The organism is Bacillus sp. NEAU-Y102 (assembly GCF_054788175.1).
In genome coordinates this window covers 320,809-334,272 of record NZ_JBTWFK010000004.1, presented here as the reverse complement: position 1 = coordinate 334,272, position 13,464 = coordinate 320,809, and the positions used below count along the sequence as shown (strand labels likewise).

Below are 13,464 nucleotides of genomic sequence, written 5' to 3'. Positions count from 1 at the left end.
GTTATGCCCGTCGTTACTTTCATTCATCCTCTTCATCAAAAACTTCATCAATCATGCATTTCTCTAATAAATACTCAAATGTAATATCTGCGAGATCTTCAATTTCTTCTCGTTTCGGGACGTACCCTCTTTCAATTAGTTGCTCATAAAAAAACTCCGCAATCTCTTCCGTATCAATCACGACTTCAATTTCCTTCATGAGCATCACTCCTTTATTTCTGTTTTATGAAAAAATCTCAAAATTATGTATATGAGATTAGAAAAATAGATTTTATTTTTTTATAGGTCATAAGCTTTGGACGAGATGCATACGATTGTAGTACAAGCTATTCAAAGGGGGAAATAATAATGGGAAATCAATATGAAGTAGGACAAACAAAAGAAGAGTTCATGCATGAAGATCAATGGGCAGACTCTCTTATAAAGTGGCTTTTTATTTTTTTAATAATTGTAGGCATACCTTATACTGCATATGTTGTTGTTCAATTTATTCTCTCTTTCTAGTTAACTATTTTTTCTCTGTCAATTTAACTAAATAATTATGAACAACATCCATTACAATTTTATATTCTTCATCTTTAAATGTATCGAACAATAATTGATAATCGTTATAAATATCAAGTAATCCATCAATGATTTCTTGACGATTCGTCTTAACACTCACTTTTTTCGAGTTGTTAATTGACTTTAACTTACCTAAATCTAATTTATTCATACCTGCTTTATCTTGTTTCAGTTTCTTCAAAATTGCATTTGCCGTTTGAGCATTGGCAAGTAACGTTAAATCTGACTCATCCGCTTCTAACCATTCACCATCCGTAATCCGTGACAATTCATAAATTGTATCTTCCCATGCGTCATTCTTATATCTCCATACTTCTGTACGAAAACCAACAATACGGAAAACATCTTTATCATATCCAGTTACTTGCACAAGATCACCAAACGTGAAATTATAATTTAATTCAATCCACTCCGTATCGCCCTTCTTCATATCTTGCTCTGTAACGTGCTGCAGCGTTTGCTCTACGTAAAATCCATCGTGATTATTGACTTCGTATACATAAACTCCATCTAAAACCTTCATATTTGTGATTTTCCCAACGGTTCCATATAGCGTAATCACGACTATGTCCCCTACGTTATATTTAGGTTGTTTTTTTCTTGCCATCTCTATCTCTCCTTTTTTTGACGTCGTGATTTTGATAACAGTATATGCAACCTACATAAAAACGCTTATCACAGAAGCTTATATTCATAAATTTTTTCAATAAAAATTATAATCTTATAAAATTTACGTTAAACCCAAAAGAAAAGCTAGTAACTAGACTAGCTTCAAATCAATAAAAAAAACATACAGAATACTTCACTTTAAATAAAGTAATGTATTCTGTATGTTTTCAAATAGTTTTTATCTATCTTGTATGTATAAATCCCAGGCTTCATCAAATATAGACATACTTTCTAGCATTCCGCTCAACTCTAAGTATGAACTAATTTCATCATAGTCTTCAGATTGCTTCGGAAAACTTAAATCATCATACATCGCCTCTGCTAAATCTGAAATTTCATTTCTAAATAAAGCTGCACGATGCTTCATCATATAATGGTAAAATGTCTTTTTCAAAAATATTCCCTACCTTTCTAACTTGGGTACATTATACAAGGCAAAAAAGAAAAAAACCAGCATAAAAGCTGGTTAAAAGTCGAAGTAATTTCTTTTTAATAGACGTGGTCTTCCCATTAATTCTTCATATGTTAGTTGTTTTGGTAAATCTTTCGTATAAATTAAAAATAACTGATCTTCAATTTCTTTTACTGTATGGTCTGATTGATAGTCCATCCCGCACGAGGAACAAGAAATACATGGTGTCTTTTGGATTTCAATGGCTTTCGTACCATCTGGTAATTCCCAATATACAGTATTCAAGCTTTCTTTCGCTTCTGTACTGTCACACCACATACAATTCATACTGCATCACCCTCAGTTTTTTTGTCGTTTTCTTCTAATTTAGCCATTTGTGCTTGATATTTTTTATCTTTTAATTGATCACGCTTATCACGTTTATCTTTTAAAGATGCATGAGTATCATTATCTTCGTAGTCTTTACGACGGTTCATACGCTGTAAGTCGTCTGGAACGAGGTTAAATTTCTTATCGCTCATAAGACCTGCGATACCAACATCTGAACGTTTTTCTTCGTAGTTCGGATAAATCTCTTTAAAGTATCCTTCCGCTCTTCCTGGAATATAGCTCTCTGGCTCTGGATACGTCGTAATAACACCTTCAAAGTTACGAAGTACAACTTTATCTGCACTTTGTGAGATTAAATAGTTTGGTTGAAGTGCAATTTTACCGCCTCCACCTGGCGCATCAACAACGAATGTCGGAACTGCATAACCAGATGTGTGTCCACGTAAACCTTCAATAATTTCAAGACCTTTAGATACTGGTGCACGGAAGTGACCGATACCTTCAGATAAGTCACATTGATAAATGTAGTATGGACGTACACGGATTTTTACTAAGTCATGCATAAGTTTTTTCATAATTGGAACGCTGTCGTTAATACCAGCTAAAATTACTGCTTGGTTTCCGACTGGAACACCAGCATTCGCTAACATTTCACATGCCTTTTTCGATTCTTCAGTAATTTCAATAGATGTATTGAAATGTGTATTTAACCATACTGGATGGTATTTTTTAATAATGTTACATAAATTTTCTGTAATACGTTGCGGGAATACTACTGGTGCTCTCGTTCCGATACGAATAATCTCAACATGCGGAATCTCTCGTAAATTTTTCAATACATATTCTAAAATTTTATCGTTAATTAGAAGTCCATCACCACCGGAGATTAATACATCTCGTACTTGTGGTGTTTCACTAATATAAGCAATCGCATCATCTAATTGTTTCTTCGGTACACCCATTCCAATTTGTCCACTAAAACGACGGCGTGTACAGTAACGACAATACATAGAACATTGATTTGTTACTAAGAATAGTACACGGTCTGGATAACGATGTGTTAGCCCTGGAACTGGTGAATCTTCATCTTCGTGAAGCGGATCTTCTAAATCATATTTTGTTTTATATAACTCTTCCGAAATCGGTACTGATTGCATCCGAATCGGACAGCGTGGATCATCAGGATTCATTAGCCAAGCATAGTACGGTGTAATGTTTAACGGGATCGTTTTCGTTGAAATTTTAACGCCCTCTTCTTCTTCAGGTGTTAAGTTTATCACTTTCCTTAAGTCATCTAACGTTTTGATCGTATTCGTTAATTGCCAAACCCAATCATTCCATTGCTCTTCAGTAACATCTTTCCATAATTCGATATCCTTCCAGTGACGATTTGGTTTGTATACATCATGTAACATTGCTATTCCCCCTTTTTATACGCTCACCCTTTATATAAGCAATAGTTATGCCAACTTTACATTGTTGATAAGTAAATGTGCGGAGAACCCTATTATATAAGCGAAAAAATATTTTTAAGCGTTGTATGAAATCAATACTTAACATTATATTCATTACTTTATATATATGTAAACGCTCTTTTATTCGTGCAAACACACAAAAACCGCCGATTATTCGGCGGTTTTGTCGTACTTGCTCAGTTTATATTGAAGCGTTTGACGAGGGATACCTAACATTTTTGCGGCTTGTAATATATTCCCTTCCGTTTCAATCAACGCTTGATCTATTAATTCTTTTTCTGTTTGATGAAGTGCTTCTCTAAGTGGCATTATACCCTTCTTCTTCGAAAACTTCTCTTTCCGAAATGTACGTGGTAAACAATTGGCTGTTAATGTATTCCCTTCTGCAATAATAACAGCATGTTCAATCGTATGTTTTAACTCCCGGACATTTCCAGGCCACTGATAAGCTTGCAGTCTATCTTTCGCTTCCTCATCAATTTGAAGTACACCTTTTTTATAACTTTTATTATATTCTTCCAAAAAATAAGATGCTAATAATAGTACATCCTCAGTTCTTTCACGAAGTGGTGGGATATATAATGAAAATACGTTTAAGCGATAATATAAATCAGTGCGAATTTTATTCTCTCGTAAACATATTTCTGGAGGCTGGTTCATTGCGGTAATAACGCGAACATCTACTTTTCTCGTCTTATTATCACCAATTCTTCTAATGACTCCATCTTCTAACACTCGTAACATTTTTGCCTGCAAATCAAGAGGCATTGAATTCAGTTCATCTAAAAATAATGTACCACCATCAACAAGTTCAAATAGCCCAGCTCTTTCAATCGCTCCTGTATAGCTTCCTTTTGTCGTTCCAAACAATAAACTTTCTAATAACGACTCTGGTAAAGCTGCACAGTTTTGTGCAATAAATGGCTTGTTTTTTCTTTTAGAAGCTTCATGAATTGCTTGTACGAACAGTTCTTTTCCTGTTCCTGTTTCACCATATATTAAAACATTTGCGTCTGTTGGTGCTACTTTTTGTGCTAGCTCTTTCGTCTGTTTAAACCGCGTATCATTTGTCACTATCGTCTCAAATGCAGCATGCTTTTTAATCAATTTTTTTCTAGATGACCGTTTTATTTTCGACTGTAAATCAACAATTGTGTCAGTAAGTTTTTGAATTGTAGAGTAATCCTTTGCAATTTCAACAGCCCCGGCAATATTCCCATCTATAAAAATAGGTAACGTCGTATTTACTGTACAAACATCTTCACCATTTAAATTTTGATAATGCTGTACTTGATGTACGATAGGTTTTTTTGTATCTAATACTTTCATCAATGTACTCGTTTCCCTTGATAAAGACGGGAACACTTCTAACAAATGCTTCCCTAACACTTTTTCAATCTTGGATCCATCGTGTTTTGCAGCTACAGAGTTATAAAATATTGTAATTCCATTTTCATCTACAGCGTGTATAGCCTCATCAATGCTGCCCAAAATCGCTTCAATGACTTCTTGTGTCGAAACTGCTAGCAATGTCATCCCCCCTTTTGCCGAAAATCCAGCAATTACATGCCGAATTTTCGGCATACCTATGTGCGATTGTAAGCATGACGATTCCGTTCTATAATTTTGATCAATTTTATATTTTAATTAGTACGGCTTTTTCAAACACCCAGCTCCACCTAACTATTTTGCTTTACAGCCGAATTTTGAGGCGGAATTTTTACTGCTTTCGAATAGCTAGATAAATCTTTCACCCATATATTCATATCTTCCAACTTATCGAAAATGTAGCAATTATTCGCCAGTCTTCCTGTATACGTATAGCCTAATTGATGAAATGCAGCATTCATTCCGAAAGAAAGCGATCGAGCAATTGTATAGGAACAGAAAATAGATTTTTCTCGGAGCTCTTCCTCTAATTTAATTAGTAAACTTTTCATAAATCCATGTTTACGATATTCAGGTAAAGTAGCACAATTTGTTAATTCTGCATTCCCTTCTTTTATATTCATTTCTGCAGATGCTGTACTAATAATTTCCCCCTCAAATTCATACACGTAGTAAATTGTATCGTCTTCTTTCATCGTCTGTAATACATAACTCGCTTCATTTAAAGGTGTCGGATACACTTCAAATACTTTTCCGAATACAGTTGCTAATTCTTCTGCATCTTCTTCAGTCGCTTTTCTCAGCAGAAATTTCTCTGGAACTACTTTTTCTTTTATTTCTTTTCCTTTTACACCGCTTAATATAGTATCTTCCTCAGTCCAATGCATACTATTTCGTCTTTCATCATTATTATATTTCACAAAAAAGTATGCATCGTGTCCTTGAAAATAATGAGGTATCGTTGCTTCCAACAAAAAACCGAAAGAGAGCCATGTTGAAACATGCTCTCCCTTTCCTTTAATAATACATTTAGTGAAAGAATGTTTCTCTGCTAGTTCGTCAATTGTCTGTATAATACTTTCAACATTTCCTGTATAGTGGTCTACTCGGATACGTTTATTAAAATAATCTAAAACGCCTTCTACTGTATAACAATTCGTCTGTTCTCTAAAAGATTCATAGTATTTCATTTTTTCACCTCACACCAATCTAGTAATGTACATGCAATAATTTTTGCGGCAGCTATCATTTTATCAACTTCTATATACTCGTTTGGATAGTGCGCTACTTTTGTCTCTCCTGGACCAAATACTATAGTTGGTACACCTGAGATTTGTGTAAATAAACCTCCATCAGTCCCCCAAGGAGATGCTTCAATAATTGGTTCGTTCCCTTCGATTTCAACAAAGTTATGATGAAGTGCGGTAATAAGTTCATGATTTTCTTCTAATTCACCAGGAACCCATCTCGCTCCAAACCATTCTACTTCTACTGGATTTTCAACAAACCAATTGTCCACATCATTTAATTCAGCAATCCAATTCTCAAATTCTTCTTTTGCCGCCTCTATAGTCTCATTCGGCGCAACACCGCATCTTCCTTCTAAAATTAATTCATCGGGAACAGAACTTGGCCAACTCCCTCCTTCAATTTTCCCAATGTTAATTGGAATTGGAATCGGAATTCCTTTAAATAACGGATCTGTGATTCGACTATTTCTTTTCTCCTCTAGCTTTCTTACATGTTCTATAACAAACATACTTTTTTCAATTGCACTAATCCCTTCATAACGCGTTCCACCGTGTGCTGCTTTCCCTTTTACACGTAGACGAAACCACATGGAACCTTGTTGTTTCGGAAAAAACTTCATATTAGTAGGTTCTGGAATAATGACACCATCTGCCTTATATCCTCGTAATATAGTTGCTAATGTCCCTGCTCCGCCACTTTCCTCTTCTATTACACTTTGAAAATAGATGTCTCCTTTTAATTCAATGCTAGATTCAATAATCGCTTCCATCGCAAGCATGAGTGCGACATTTCCGCCTTTCATATCCGTCGTTCCACGGCCATATATACGATTTCCTATTCTCTCACCACTATAAGGATGATGTTCCCACTGATTCACATCCCCTTCCGGAACTACATCAATATGCCCATTTAATATCATAGATTTCCCGTCGCCACTTCCTTTTAAAGTTGCTACAATATTTGGGCTATCTGAAAAACTTGTACGGGGTGATACAAAATAAGGATGACCTTTCATTTTAGAAAAAGAAGGCTCCCAAATATCGAGGTCTAAACCTAATTCACGTAATTTTTCAATCACAATCGCCTGCGCACCGCTTTCATCACCAGATACGCTCTTTTCTTGAATTAATCGCTTTAAAAATTTCACACTTTCTTCTTCATGACTCTCAATATAATCGCAAACTTGCTTTTTTAATTGCTCCACATATTACATCTCCCTTCATTCAATTACTAGTAAGTTAGAACTAATTTGAAAATCAGCTTCTGTATGTCGTTTTACATCTTCTACTGTGTATGGGCTCATTAATTCTTGTAATATAAGTCCACTCGGAGTTACCTCCATGACCGCCATATCAGTAATAATTAAATCTACACATTTCTTTGAAGTTAATGGCAATGTACACTCTGAAACAATTTTTGCATTTCCATACTTATCAACATGATTCATCACAACAACGACCCGCTTCGCTTTTTGTGCTAAATCCATTGCTCCACCAATGCCTGGAACACGTTTTCCAGGTACAATCCAGTTTGCTAAATCACCATTTTCACTTACCTGTAATGAACCAAGAATCGTTATATCTAGCAAACCTTTTCGAATCATACCAAACGCTGTACAGCTATCGAAATAACTCGCTCCTGTTATAAGAGAAGTTGGTAAACCTGCTGCGTTACACAAATTTTCATCTTCATTCCCTTTACTTGGTGTTGGTCCCATTCCGACGATTCCATTTTCCGCATGAAACATAACATTTATATCATCAGGCAAATGATTTGGTACAAGCGATGGTATGCCAATACCTAAATTTACAATCATGCCATTTTGTATTTCTTTCGCCGCTCGCCTAGCAATCTTATCTCTCACTTCTACGCCCATACCCATTTCCAGTTCACTCCTTCCGACGGTACAATATAATTTACGAAAACACCTGGAACGACGATTTCCTCTGGATCTAAACTTCCTAGCGGGACTATTTCTTCTGCTTCTACAATTGTTATATCCCCAGCCATTGCTACGTGAGGATTCATATTTCGTGCACTTTTGTCAAAAACAAGGTTACCAAACGGATCTGACTTTTTCGCATATACAATTGAAACTTCAGCAGTTAATGCTGTTTCAACTAAATATGTCTTACCATTCATTTCAACTGTTCGTTTTCCCTCTTCCACAATCGTATCAACACCTACATCAACTAAAACACCACCAAGACCAACACCACCAGCACGAATGCGCTCTGCTAATGTTCCCTGCGGAGAAAACTCAATTTGTAATCTTCCCTCGTTTAGTTGCCTTCCTGCATTTGGGTTGGAGCCAATGTGAGAAGTAATTAGTGATTTAACTCTTTCATTTGTAACAAGACGACCGATACCTACATCAGGAAATCCAGTGTCATTTCCAACCAAATTTAAATTTGTAACGCCTTTTTCTAAAATTGCCTGTATTAAAGATGGAGGGGATCCAATCCCTCCAAATCCCCCAAACATTAATGTCATATCATCATGGAACAAAGAAATTACTTCCTCAATTTCTTTTAATTTACCGAATGTATTTGTAATAGTTGTCATGCGATACTATGCCCTCCTTTTTGCATCATCTCTTCCACACTTTTAGAGAAAATTGAAAGTAATTCATCTAACTCGGAATATGTAGTTGTCATTGGCGGTGCTACTAGCAGTGCACTATCTTCTTTTCCTGCTTGCCCTGAAACTGCTTGGTATAAAAGCAGGCCATTTTTAGCTGCAACCGAAATAAGCTCCGACGCTTTTGTAAACGGTTGCAATTCTACTCCAATTAGCAACCCTTTTCCGCGCACATCAGCAATGATTGTCGATTGTTGTTGAACTTTCTGTAAGCCTTTTATTAAATATTCTCCCTTTTCTGCTGTTTTTTCAGGGAGATTATGTTTCTCCATATATTCAATAACAGCTAAAGCCGTTGCTGCAGACAATGGATTTGCACTTAACGTATGACCGCTCATTACTGAACGTGATCCACGTAATATTGGTTCCATAACACGATCACTTACAACTGTCGCTGCCATCGGTGTATATCCCGCTCCTAGCCCTTTACCAAGTGTCATAATATCAGGTTCTACACCCCAATGCTCCATCGCAAACCATGCTCCCGTACGACCAAGCCCAGTCATTACTTCATCCGCAATAAATAAAATATCGTAATGGTTGCAAATATCTTTAATGACTTTATAATAGTCTTTTGGCGGAACAACCGCGCCTCCAGCTGCTCCGATAATCGGCTCAGCAATAAAAGCAGCAATATGCTCTGCACCAATTCTTTCAATTGATCTTTCTAATTCAGTCGCACATGCCAGCTGACAAGTTGGATATACCTTTTGAACAGGACACCTGAAACAATATGGAGCTGGTATAGTCGGATAATCTTCCAAAATAGATACGAAGCGTTGTCTACGTAGTGGGTGACCAGACATCGATAACGCACCCATCGTAATACCGTGATAACTCATCCATCTCGATAAAATTTTATGCTTACCTTGAATACCTCGCTCTTGAAAATGCTGAATTGCAATTTTCATAGCTGTTTCATTTGCTTCCGTACCACTATTCACAAAGAAACTCCAGTTCAAATCTCCTACACTTAAATCACTTAACTTCTTCGCTAATTTTTCAGCTGGTTCACTCGTAAACTGTGATCTATAAACAAAAGCAATCTCCTCAGCTTGCTTTTTAATAACGTCTGCAATCTCCTTTACGCCATGCCCAATACCTGCCGTAATTGCTCCTGACGAACCATCAAAATATTTATTACCATTTTGATCATACAAATAAACACCTTTTCCATGTGAAATCATTGGATACGGCTGACCAACAAGTGGTTTAATTAAGTAATCGCGCATAGCGCTCCCCCATTTCTCCAATTTGTATATATATATGAAGAAAATTGACGTTTCTTTCATAAAAAAGAATCCTCTGCAAAAGCAGTGAATTTATCAAAAAACTATTATAAAATATACAAATGAGTGCTTAAAAATACCTATAAAACAGAAAATTCAGAACTTAAAATGAAGACCAACCCTTTTCTATACGCCCAAGTAACCCTCCCTTTTATATGAAATGACTACATCACCAAATGTTTTTATAGCATAATGCCAGCTGCCCTCAAATGCCGACATTCTGTACACTTCGACGGAACTCCCGTTAAACTCCTTCCTATTATCCTACTTTAAATTGCATATTTTAAAACAAATTTCGACAACGCTACACCTTTCTAATCAGTTCAGATTCATATTTAATATGTAAATTTTTCATTTTTAAACTATAAAAAAAGAACCGATTAACCACATTAATCAGTTCGTCATGACGCTCTCTTATGGGTTAATACTGTCAATTGCTAAAATAAATAGAAAAATCAAGTTTACAAATTCATCCTACAGCCTATAACACAAAACCTTTTCATAACTTCATTCACAATTACTATCAGGATATCCCTATCCCGAAGTGGCACCCCTTTCCTCAGATTCAAACTACCTTTCCTTTATAATTTATGTAGGACAATTATCACTTTGTATGTGTATTTGCCTATAATTAAAAAAAACCCTAGTTTTCTAGCGATTGCTGGACATGTATTCAATATGTTATTGAAATGCACTTTCAATTTGGCATTTATTTTACTTTCGTGCAATCATATGTACTGCTTTACTCTGCGAAATACTCGTAAGCACAAGCACCTCTTTATGACAACATATTTGTTGTAAATTTTTAATTTTCCCCTTTATAAAATCATTTTTTCGCATAACCGCTTTCTTGCTTCGCATATAATTTTAATGATGACAAAGGAGGAATGTTCATGTCTCAATCTGAAATTGAAAAATATGGACAAGAAGTTACGCAATACGAACAGCTCGCACGTTACTATCAGTTTCGTAATCCTAAAAAATATATAGAATTATATATGAAATATTGCGATGCACTTTCAAAACTTGTACAGGCGCATGAAACAAGGGATTCACAAGAAGCTACTTTACCGTCACATATAAGAATTTTTCATGCCGATCCAAATATACCGGCGGTTGACATTTTAGTAAACGGACAAAAAGTTATTAAAAATATTTCATTTAAGCAATTCAGCCCTTATTTATCATTAGTACAAGGTAAATACCGTATAGATATTGTCCCTGTCGGAAATGAAACTCCAATCTTTTCAGCATTGGTACCAATAATGGGAAATCATACTTATACTCTTGCTGCAATAAATAGTGATAATCACCTACAATTACAACCTATACTTGATAATACACATTTACCAGCTGGTCAAGCCAAAATACGCTTTGCACATTTCTCTCCAGATACCCCTGTTGTAAATGTCGATTTAAAAGATGGAGATCATTTATTTGAAAATGTAATCTTTAAACAGATAACAGATTTTTTGCAAGTTAGCCCCGGTACAGCGGATATTGAAATTTCACTCGCAGATAATAAAAACGTTTTATTGACTATACCGAAATTCAATGTTGAACCAAATGTTATTTATACAATTTCAATAGTAGGTTATTCAACTAAAGATCCTAAATTAGAAGCCGTTATACTCACAAATTAAAACAGTCTACACCATTCATTTGGTGTAGACTGTTTATTTTTGAAATGCAATTTGAAATTCTGTCCAATCGTTATCTGATCGACACATAATGGACCCATTATGTTTTTCCACAATTTGTTTACATACAAATAAGCCAATACCAGTTCCTAACTTTTTAGTAGTTACAAACGGCTCAAAAATCGTTTCTACATTTTCAGCAGGAATCATTGGTCCATTATTTTTTATCACAATTCGAATAGCTTGATCTTCTTCAAATACATCAATGATAATTTTTCGTTCTTCTTTCATTGATTCAAGAGCATCAATTGAATTCATTAATATGTTTAAAAATACTTGTCTCACTTCACTTCGATAACCAACAAGCGGAATTGGATACGGTAAATTCTTTTCAATTGAAACATTCGCATTGACCAAACTCGGATATAAGAATTGTATAATGTCTTGAAACAAGTCATTAAGCCAAAACCGTTCCGATTCATTCCACATTTCTTTTTTCGATACGAGTAAAAATTGCGAAATACGAAAATTTAATTGATCTAATTCATGCGAAATAATATCTAAATACGATAAACTCGGATGATCTGCCTTTAATAGTTTGACAAATCCCATAATGGAAGTAAGCGGATTACGAAATTCATGTACAAAACTAGCTGACATTTGCCCTAAAATTGTCAGCCTTTCTTTATGTGTTTCATTAATATATTGCTGTTTTTCCTCTAAATTCTTCGATATAATTTCCGAGTATTTTAAAACGGTATAATAAATTAATTTGTCAAAACAAGTATGTATTTTTGCCATAATTGGTTTCAAATCACGAGCGCTAACATCTAATTCACACATCGCTTCGAAAAGTTCATTTCTTCCCACGTTTGCGTTATAAACAAAATCTCCAATATTCGCATCTGCTCCAGCACGTTCAATAGCAATTTTCTCGCATAACGGTTGAAGATAATTTATATCTTTATCTTCCATAGTAAGTTCGATAATCAACTCTAGTAAATCCTCTCCATTTTGAACTACTTCTAGTTTAAATGGATCTTTTTCGGAAATTATCATTTTGTTTTTCCAGTTCTCTACGAATTGGTGCCTATTGTTTTTCAAGTGTGAACAAAATATTTCTTTAATATCCTTATCGATTGGAAAAACCTCCATTCCCTCCATTTCCATACGACGAATACCCTTTATATTTTGAATATTAACACAAAAAAGATGATTAGTTAATAGATTTTTGTCACATTTTGTTAATTTCTGTTGATAAAATTATTTTTTTCTTTCTTATTTAACTAATTGTATGCAAATACCCTTTTTCCTTCACAAATTTTCATTATTTCCGTAGTCAACACGACTTTTTTTTGCATCATTTTTAATTCTTGCGTACAATAGAAAATGAAAGGTGTGAAAAATATGGTAAATAAAAATGTGGAAGATTATCTCCAAGAAGGCATTTACGGCCAAAAGCAAAACAAACCAGAAGAACGTAATATGTATTTAACTACATTACGTGAGCGTGTAGAAATCGCTTTAACGATCGGTCAAGTAATGCAAAGTAATGTATACTCTGAAGTGGCGGGTAGCATGCGCTCTTCTCAATCATTACAACTCCTCCTAAATGGTGGCATTGCTTACCCACATTTATCAAAATACATTAAATTAGCAAACGAAAAAAATGTTCCTTTTACAATTGTTCAAAATAAAGATACAAAAACACCAATCGGTTTAGTATTAACTCATGCTACTGCTGTAGATAAAGAACAAATTTATGTAGAAGATACTATTTTCAAACAAGAAATGAAGTAAAAGTT

The 13,464-nt window shown here is 34.9% G+C and carries 15 protein-coding genes; 3 read left to right on the top strand and 12 right to left on the bottom strand.

Annotated features, from left to right (window positions below; all coding sequences use genetic code 11):
• Positions 1 to 19 precede the first annotated feature (19 nt).
• Entirely contained in the window at positions 20 to 199 is a 180-nt protein-coding gene (locus ACYFX0_RS13530) for a YozD family protein (RefSeq protein WP_000658451.1), read from the bottom strand.
• 149 nt (positions 200 to 348) lie between these two features.
• Between ACYFX0_RS13530 and ACYFX0_RS13525 the strand changes: the two genes are divergently transcribed.
• Complete coding sequence (locus ACYFX0_RS13525) at positions 349 to 504, top strand: DUF3930 family protein (protein ID WP_460270733.1); 156 nt, start codon at positions 349 to 351, stop codon at positions 502 to 504.
• Between the two features lie 4 nt (positions 505 to 508).
• On the opposite strand, the gene ACYFX0_RS13520 is transcribed toward ACYFX0_RS13525, so the two are convergent.
• From ACYFX0_RS13520 to ACYFX0_RS13475, 10 genes are all read right to left on the bottom strand, one after another.
• Complete coding sequence (locus ACYFX0_RS13520; protein ID WP_000101498.1) at positions 509 to 1,171, bottom strand: hypothetical protein; 663 nt, start codon at positions 1,169 to 1,171, stop codon at positions 509 to 511.
• Between the two features lie 240 nt (positions 1,172 to 1,411).
• A complete protein-coding gene (locus tag ACYFX0_RS13515; protein ID WP_000750717.1) occupies positions 1,412 to 1,627 on the bottom strand; it encodes a YozE family protein in 216 nt (71 codons plus the stop codon).
• Positions 1,628 to 1,699: 72 nt separating this feature from the next.
• Complete coding sequence (locus ACYFX0_RS13510; RefSeq protein ID WP_000995766.1) at positions 1,700 to 1,972, bottom strand: YokU family protein; 273 nt, start codon at positions 1,970 to 1,972, stop codon at positions 1,700 to 1,702.
• Positions 1,969 to 3,390: a lysine 2,3-aminomutase gene (gene kamA, locus ACYFX0_RS13505; protein ID WP_000902145.1), complete on the bottom strand. Its 1,422-nt coding sequence runs from the start codon at positions 3,388 to 3,390 to the stop codon at positions 1,969 to 1,971. Before kamA ends, ACYFX0_RS13510 begins: the two co-directional genes overlap by 4 nt.
• 210 nt (positions 3,391 to 3,600) lie before the next feature.
• Entirely contained in the window at positions 3,601 to 4,986 is a 1,386-nt protein-coding gene (gene rocR, locus ACYFX0_RS13500; RefSeq protein ID WP_014894777.1) for an arginine utilization transcriptional regulator RocR, read from the bottom strand.
• 143 nt (positions 4,987 to 5,129) lie between these two features.
• A complete protein-coding gene (gene ablB, locus ACYFX0_RS13495) occupies positions 5,130 to 6,029 on the bottom strand; it encodes a putative beta-lysine N-acetyltransferase (RefSeq protein ID WP_000878599.1) in 900 nt (299 codons plus the stop codon).
• Positions 6,026 to 7,294 (bottom strand): peptidase, encoded by a 1,269-nt coding sequence (locus ACYFX0_RS13490; protein ID WP_106081181.1) that lies wholly within the window; start codon positions 7,292 to 7,294, stop codon positions 6,026 to 6,028. Before ACYFX0_RS13490 ends, ablB begins: the two co-directional genes overlap by 4 nt.
• A 15-nt stretch (positions 7,295 to 7,309) precedes the next feature.
• Positions 7,310 to 7,972, bottom strand: coding sequence for a CoA transferase subunit B (locus ACYFX0_RS13485; RefSeq protein ID WP_000525278.1), 663 nt, complete (start codon positions 7,970 to 7,972; stop codon positions 7,310 to 7,312).
• On the bottom strand, positions 7,957 to 8,655 hold the full coding sequence (gene atoD / locus ACYFX0_RS13480) for an acetate CoA-transferase subunit alpha (protein ID WP_000208111.1): 699 nt from the start codon (positions 8,653 to 8,655) through the stop codon (positions 7,957 to 7,959). The genes ACYFX0_RS13485 and atoD overlap by 16 nt, the downstream gene beginning before the upstream one ends.
• A complete protein-coding gene (locus ACYFX0_RS13475; protein ID WP_001205879.1) occupies positions 8,652 to 9,962 on the bottom strand; it encodes an aspartate aminotransferase family protein in 1,311 nt (436 codons plus the stop codon). Before ACYFX0_RS13475 ends, atoD begins: the two co-directional genes overlap by 4 nt.
• Positions 9,963 to 10,912: 950 nt before the next feature.
• On the opposite strand from ACYFX0_RS13475, the gene ACYFX0_RS13470 reads away from it, so the two are divergent.
• Positions 10,913 to 11,662 carry a DUF4397 domain-containing protein gene (locus tag ACYFX0_RS13470; RefSeq protein WP_000083277.1) on the top strand — a complete coding sequence of 250 codons (750 nt, stop codon included), beginning with the start codon at positions 10,913 to 10,915 and terminating at the stop codon, positions 11,660 to 11,662.
• A gap of 33 nt (positions 11,663 to 11,695) precedes the next feature.
• Here the strand turns inward: ACYFX0_RS13470 and ACYFX0_RS13465 are convergent, their stop codons facing one another.
• Positions 11,696 to 12,829, bottom strand: coding sequence for a BA2291 family sporulation histidine kinase (locus ACYFX0_RS13465; protein WP_106081182.1), 1,134 nt, complete (start codon positions 12,827 to 12,829; stop codon positions 11,696 to 11,698).
• A gap of 237 nt (positions 12,830 to 13,066) precedes the next feature.
• On the opposite strand from ACYFX0_RS13465, the gene ACYFX0_RS13460 reads away from it, so the two are divergent.
• Positions 13,067 to 13,459: a YueI family protein gene (locus tag ACYFX0_RS13460; RefSeq protein ID WP_000247560.1), complete on the top strand. Its 393-nt coding sequence runs from the start codon at positions 13,067 to 13,069 to the stop codon at positions 13,457 to 13,459.
• Positions 13,460 to 13,464: the final 5 nt, after the last annotated feature.

What these genes read in the sequence shown, in the direction of transcription:
- ACYFX0_RS13525 (WP_460270733.1), top strand. Translation starts at nt 349, where the DNA reads ATGGGAAATCAATATGAAGTAGGACAAACAAAAGAAGAGTTCATGCAT.
- ACYFX0_RS13510 (WP_000995766.1), bottom strand. Translation starts at nt 1,972, where the DNA reads ATGAATTGTATGTGGTGTGACAGTACAGAAGCGAAAGAAAGCTTGAAT.
- ACYFX0_RS13470 (WP_000083277.1), top strand. Translation starts at nt 10,913, where the DNA reads ATGTCTCAATCTGAAATTGAAAAATATGGACAAGAAGTTACGCAATAC.
- kamA (WP_000902145.1), bottom strand. Translation starts at nt 3,390, where the DNA reads ATGTTACATGATGTATACAAACCAAATCGTCACTGGAAGGATATCGAA.
- atoD (WP_000208111.1), bottom strand. Translation starts at nt 8,655, where the DNA reads ATGACAACTATTACAAATACATTCGGTAAATTAAAAGAAATTGAGGAA.
- ACYFX0_RS13520 (WP_000101498.1), bottom strand. Translation starts at nt 1,171, where the DNA reads ATGGCAAGAAAAAAACAACCTAAATATAACGTAGGGGACATAGTCGTG.
- ACYFX0_RS13530 (WP_000658451.1), bottom strand. Translation starts at nt 199, where the DNA reads ATGAAGGAAATTGAAGTCGTGATTGATACGGAAGAGATTGCGGAGTTT.
- ACYFX0_RS13465 (WP_106081182.1), bottom strand. Translation starts at nt 12,829, where the DNA reads ATGGAAATGGAGGGAATGGAGGTTTTTCCAATCGATAAGGATATTAAA.
- ACYFX0_RS13475 (WP_001205879.1), bottom strand. Translation starts at nt 9,962, where the DNA reads ATGCGCGATTACTTAATTAAACCACTTGTTGGTCAGCCGTATCCAATG.
- ACYFX0_RS13460 (WP_000247560.1), top strand. Translation starts at nt 13,067, where the DNA reads ATGGTAAATAAAAATGTGGAAGATTATCTCCAAGAAGGCATTTACGGC.
- ACYFX0_RS13485 (WP_000525278.1), bottom strand. Translation starts at nt 7,972, where the DNA reads ATGGGTATGGGCGTAGAAGTGAGAGATAAGATTGCTAGGCGAGCGGCG.
- rocR (WP_014894777.1), bottom strand. Translation starts at nt 4,986, where the DNA reads ATGACATTGCTAGCAGTTTCGACACAAGAAGTCATTGAAGCGATTTTG.
- ablB (WP_000878599.1), bottom strand. Translation starts at nt 6,029, where the DNA reads ATGAAATACTATGAATCTTTTAGAGAACAGACGAATTGTTATACAGTA.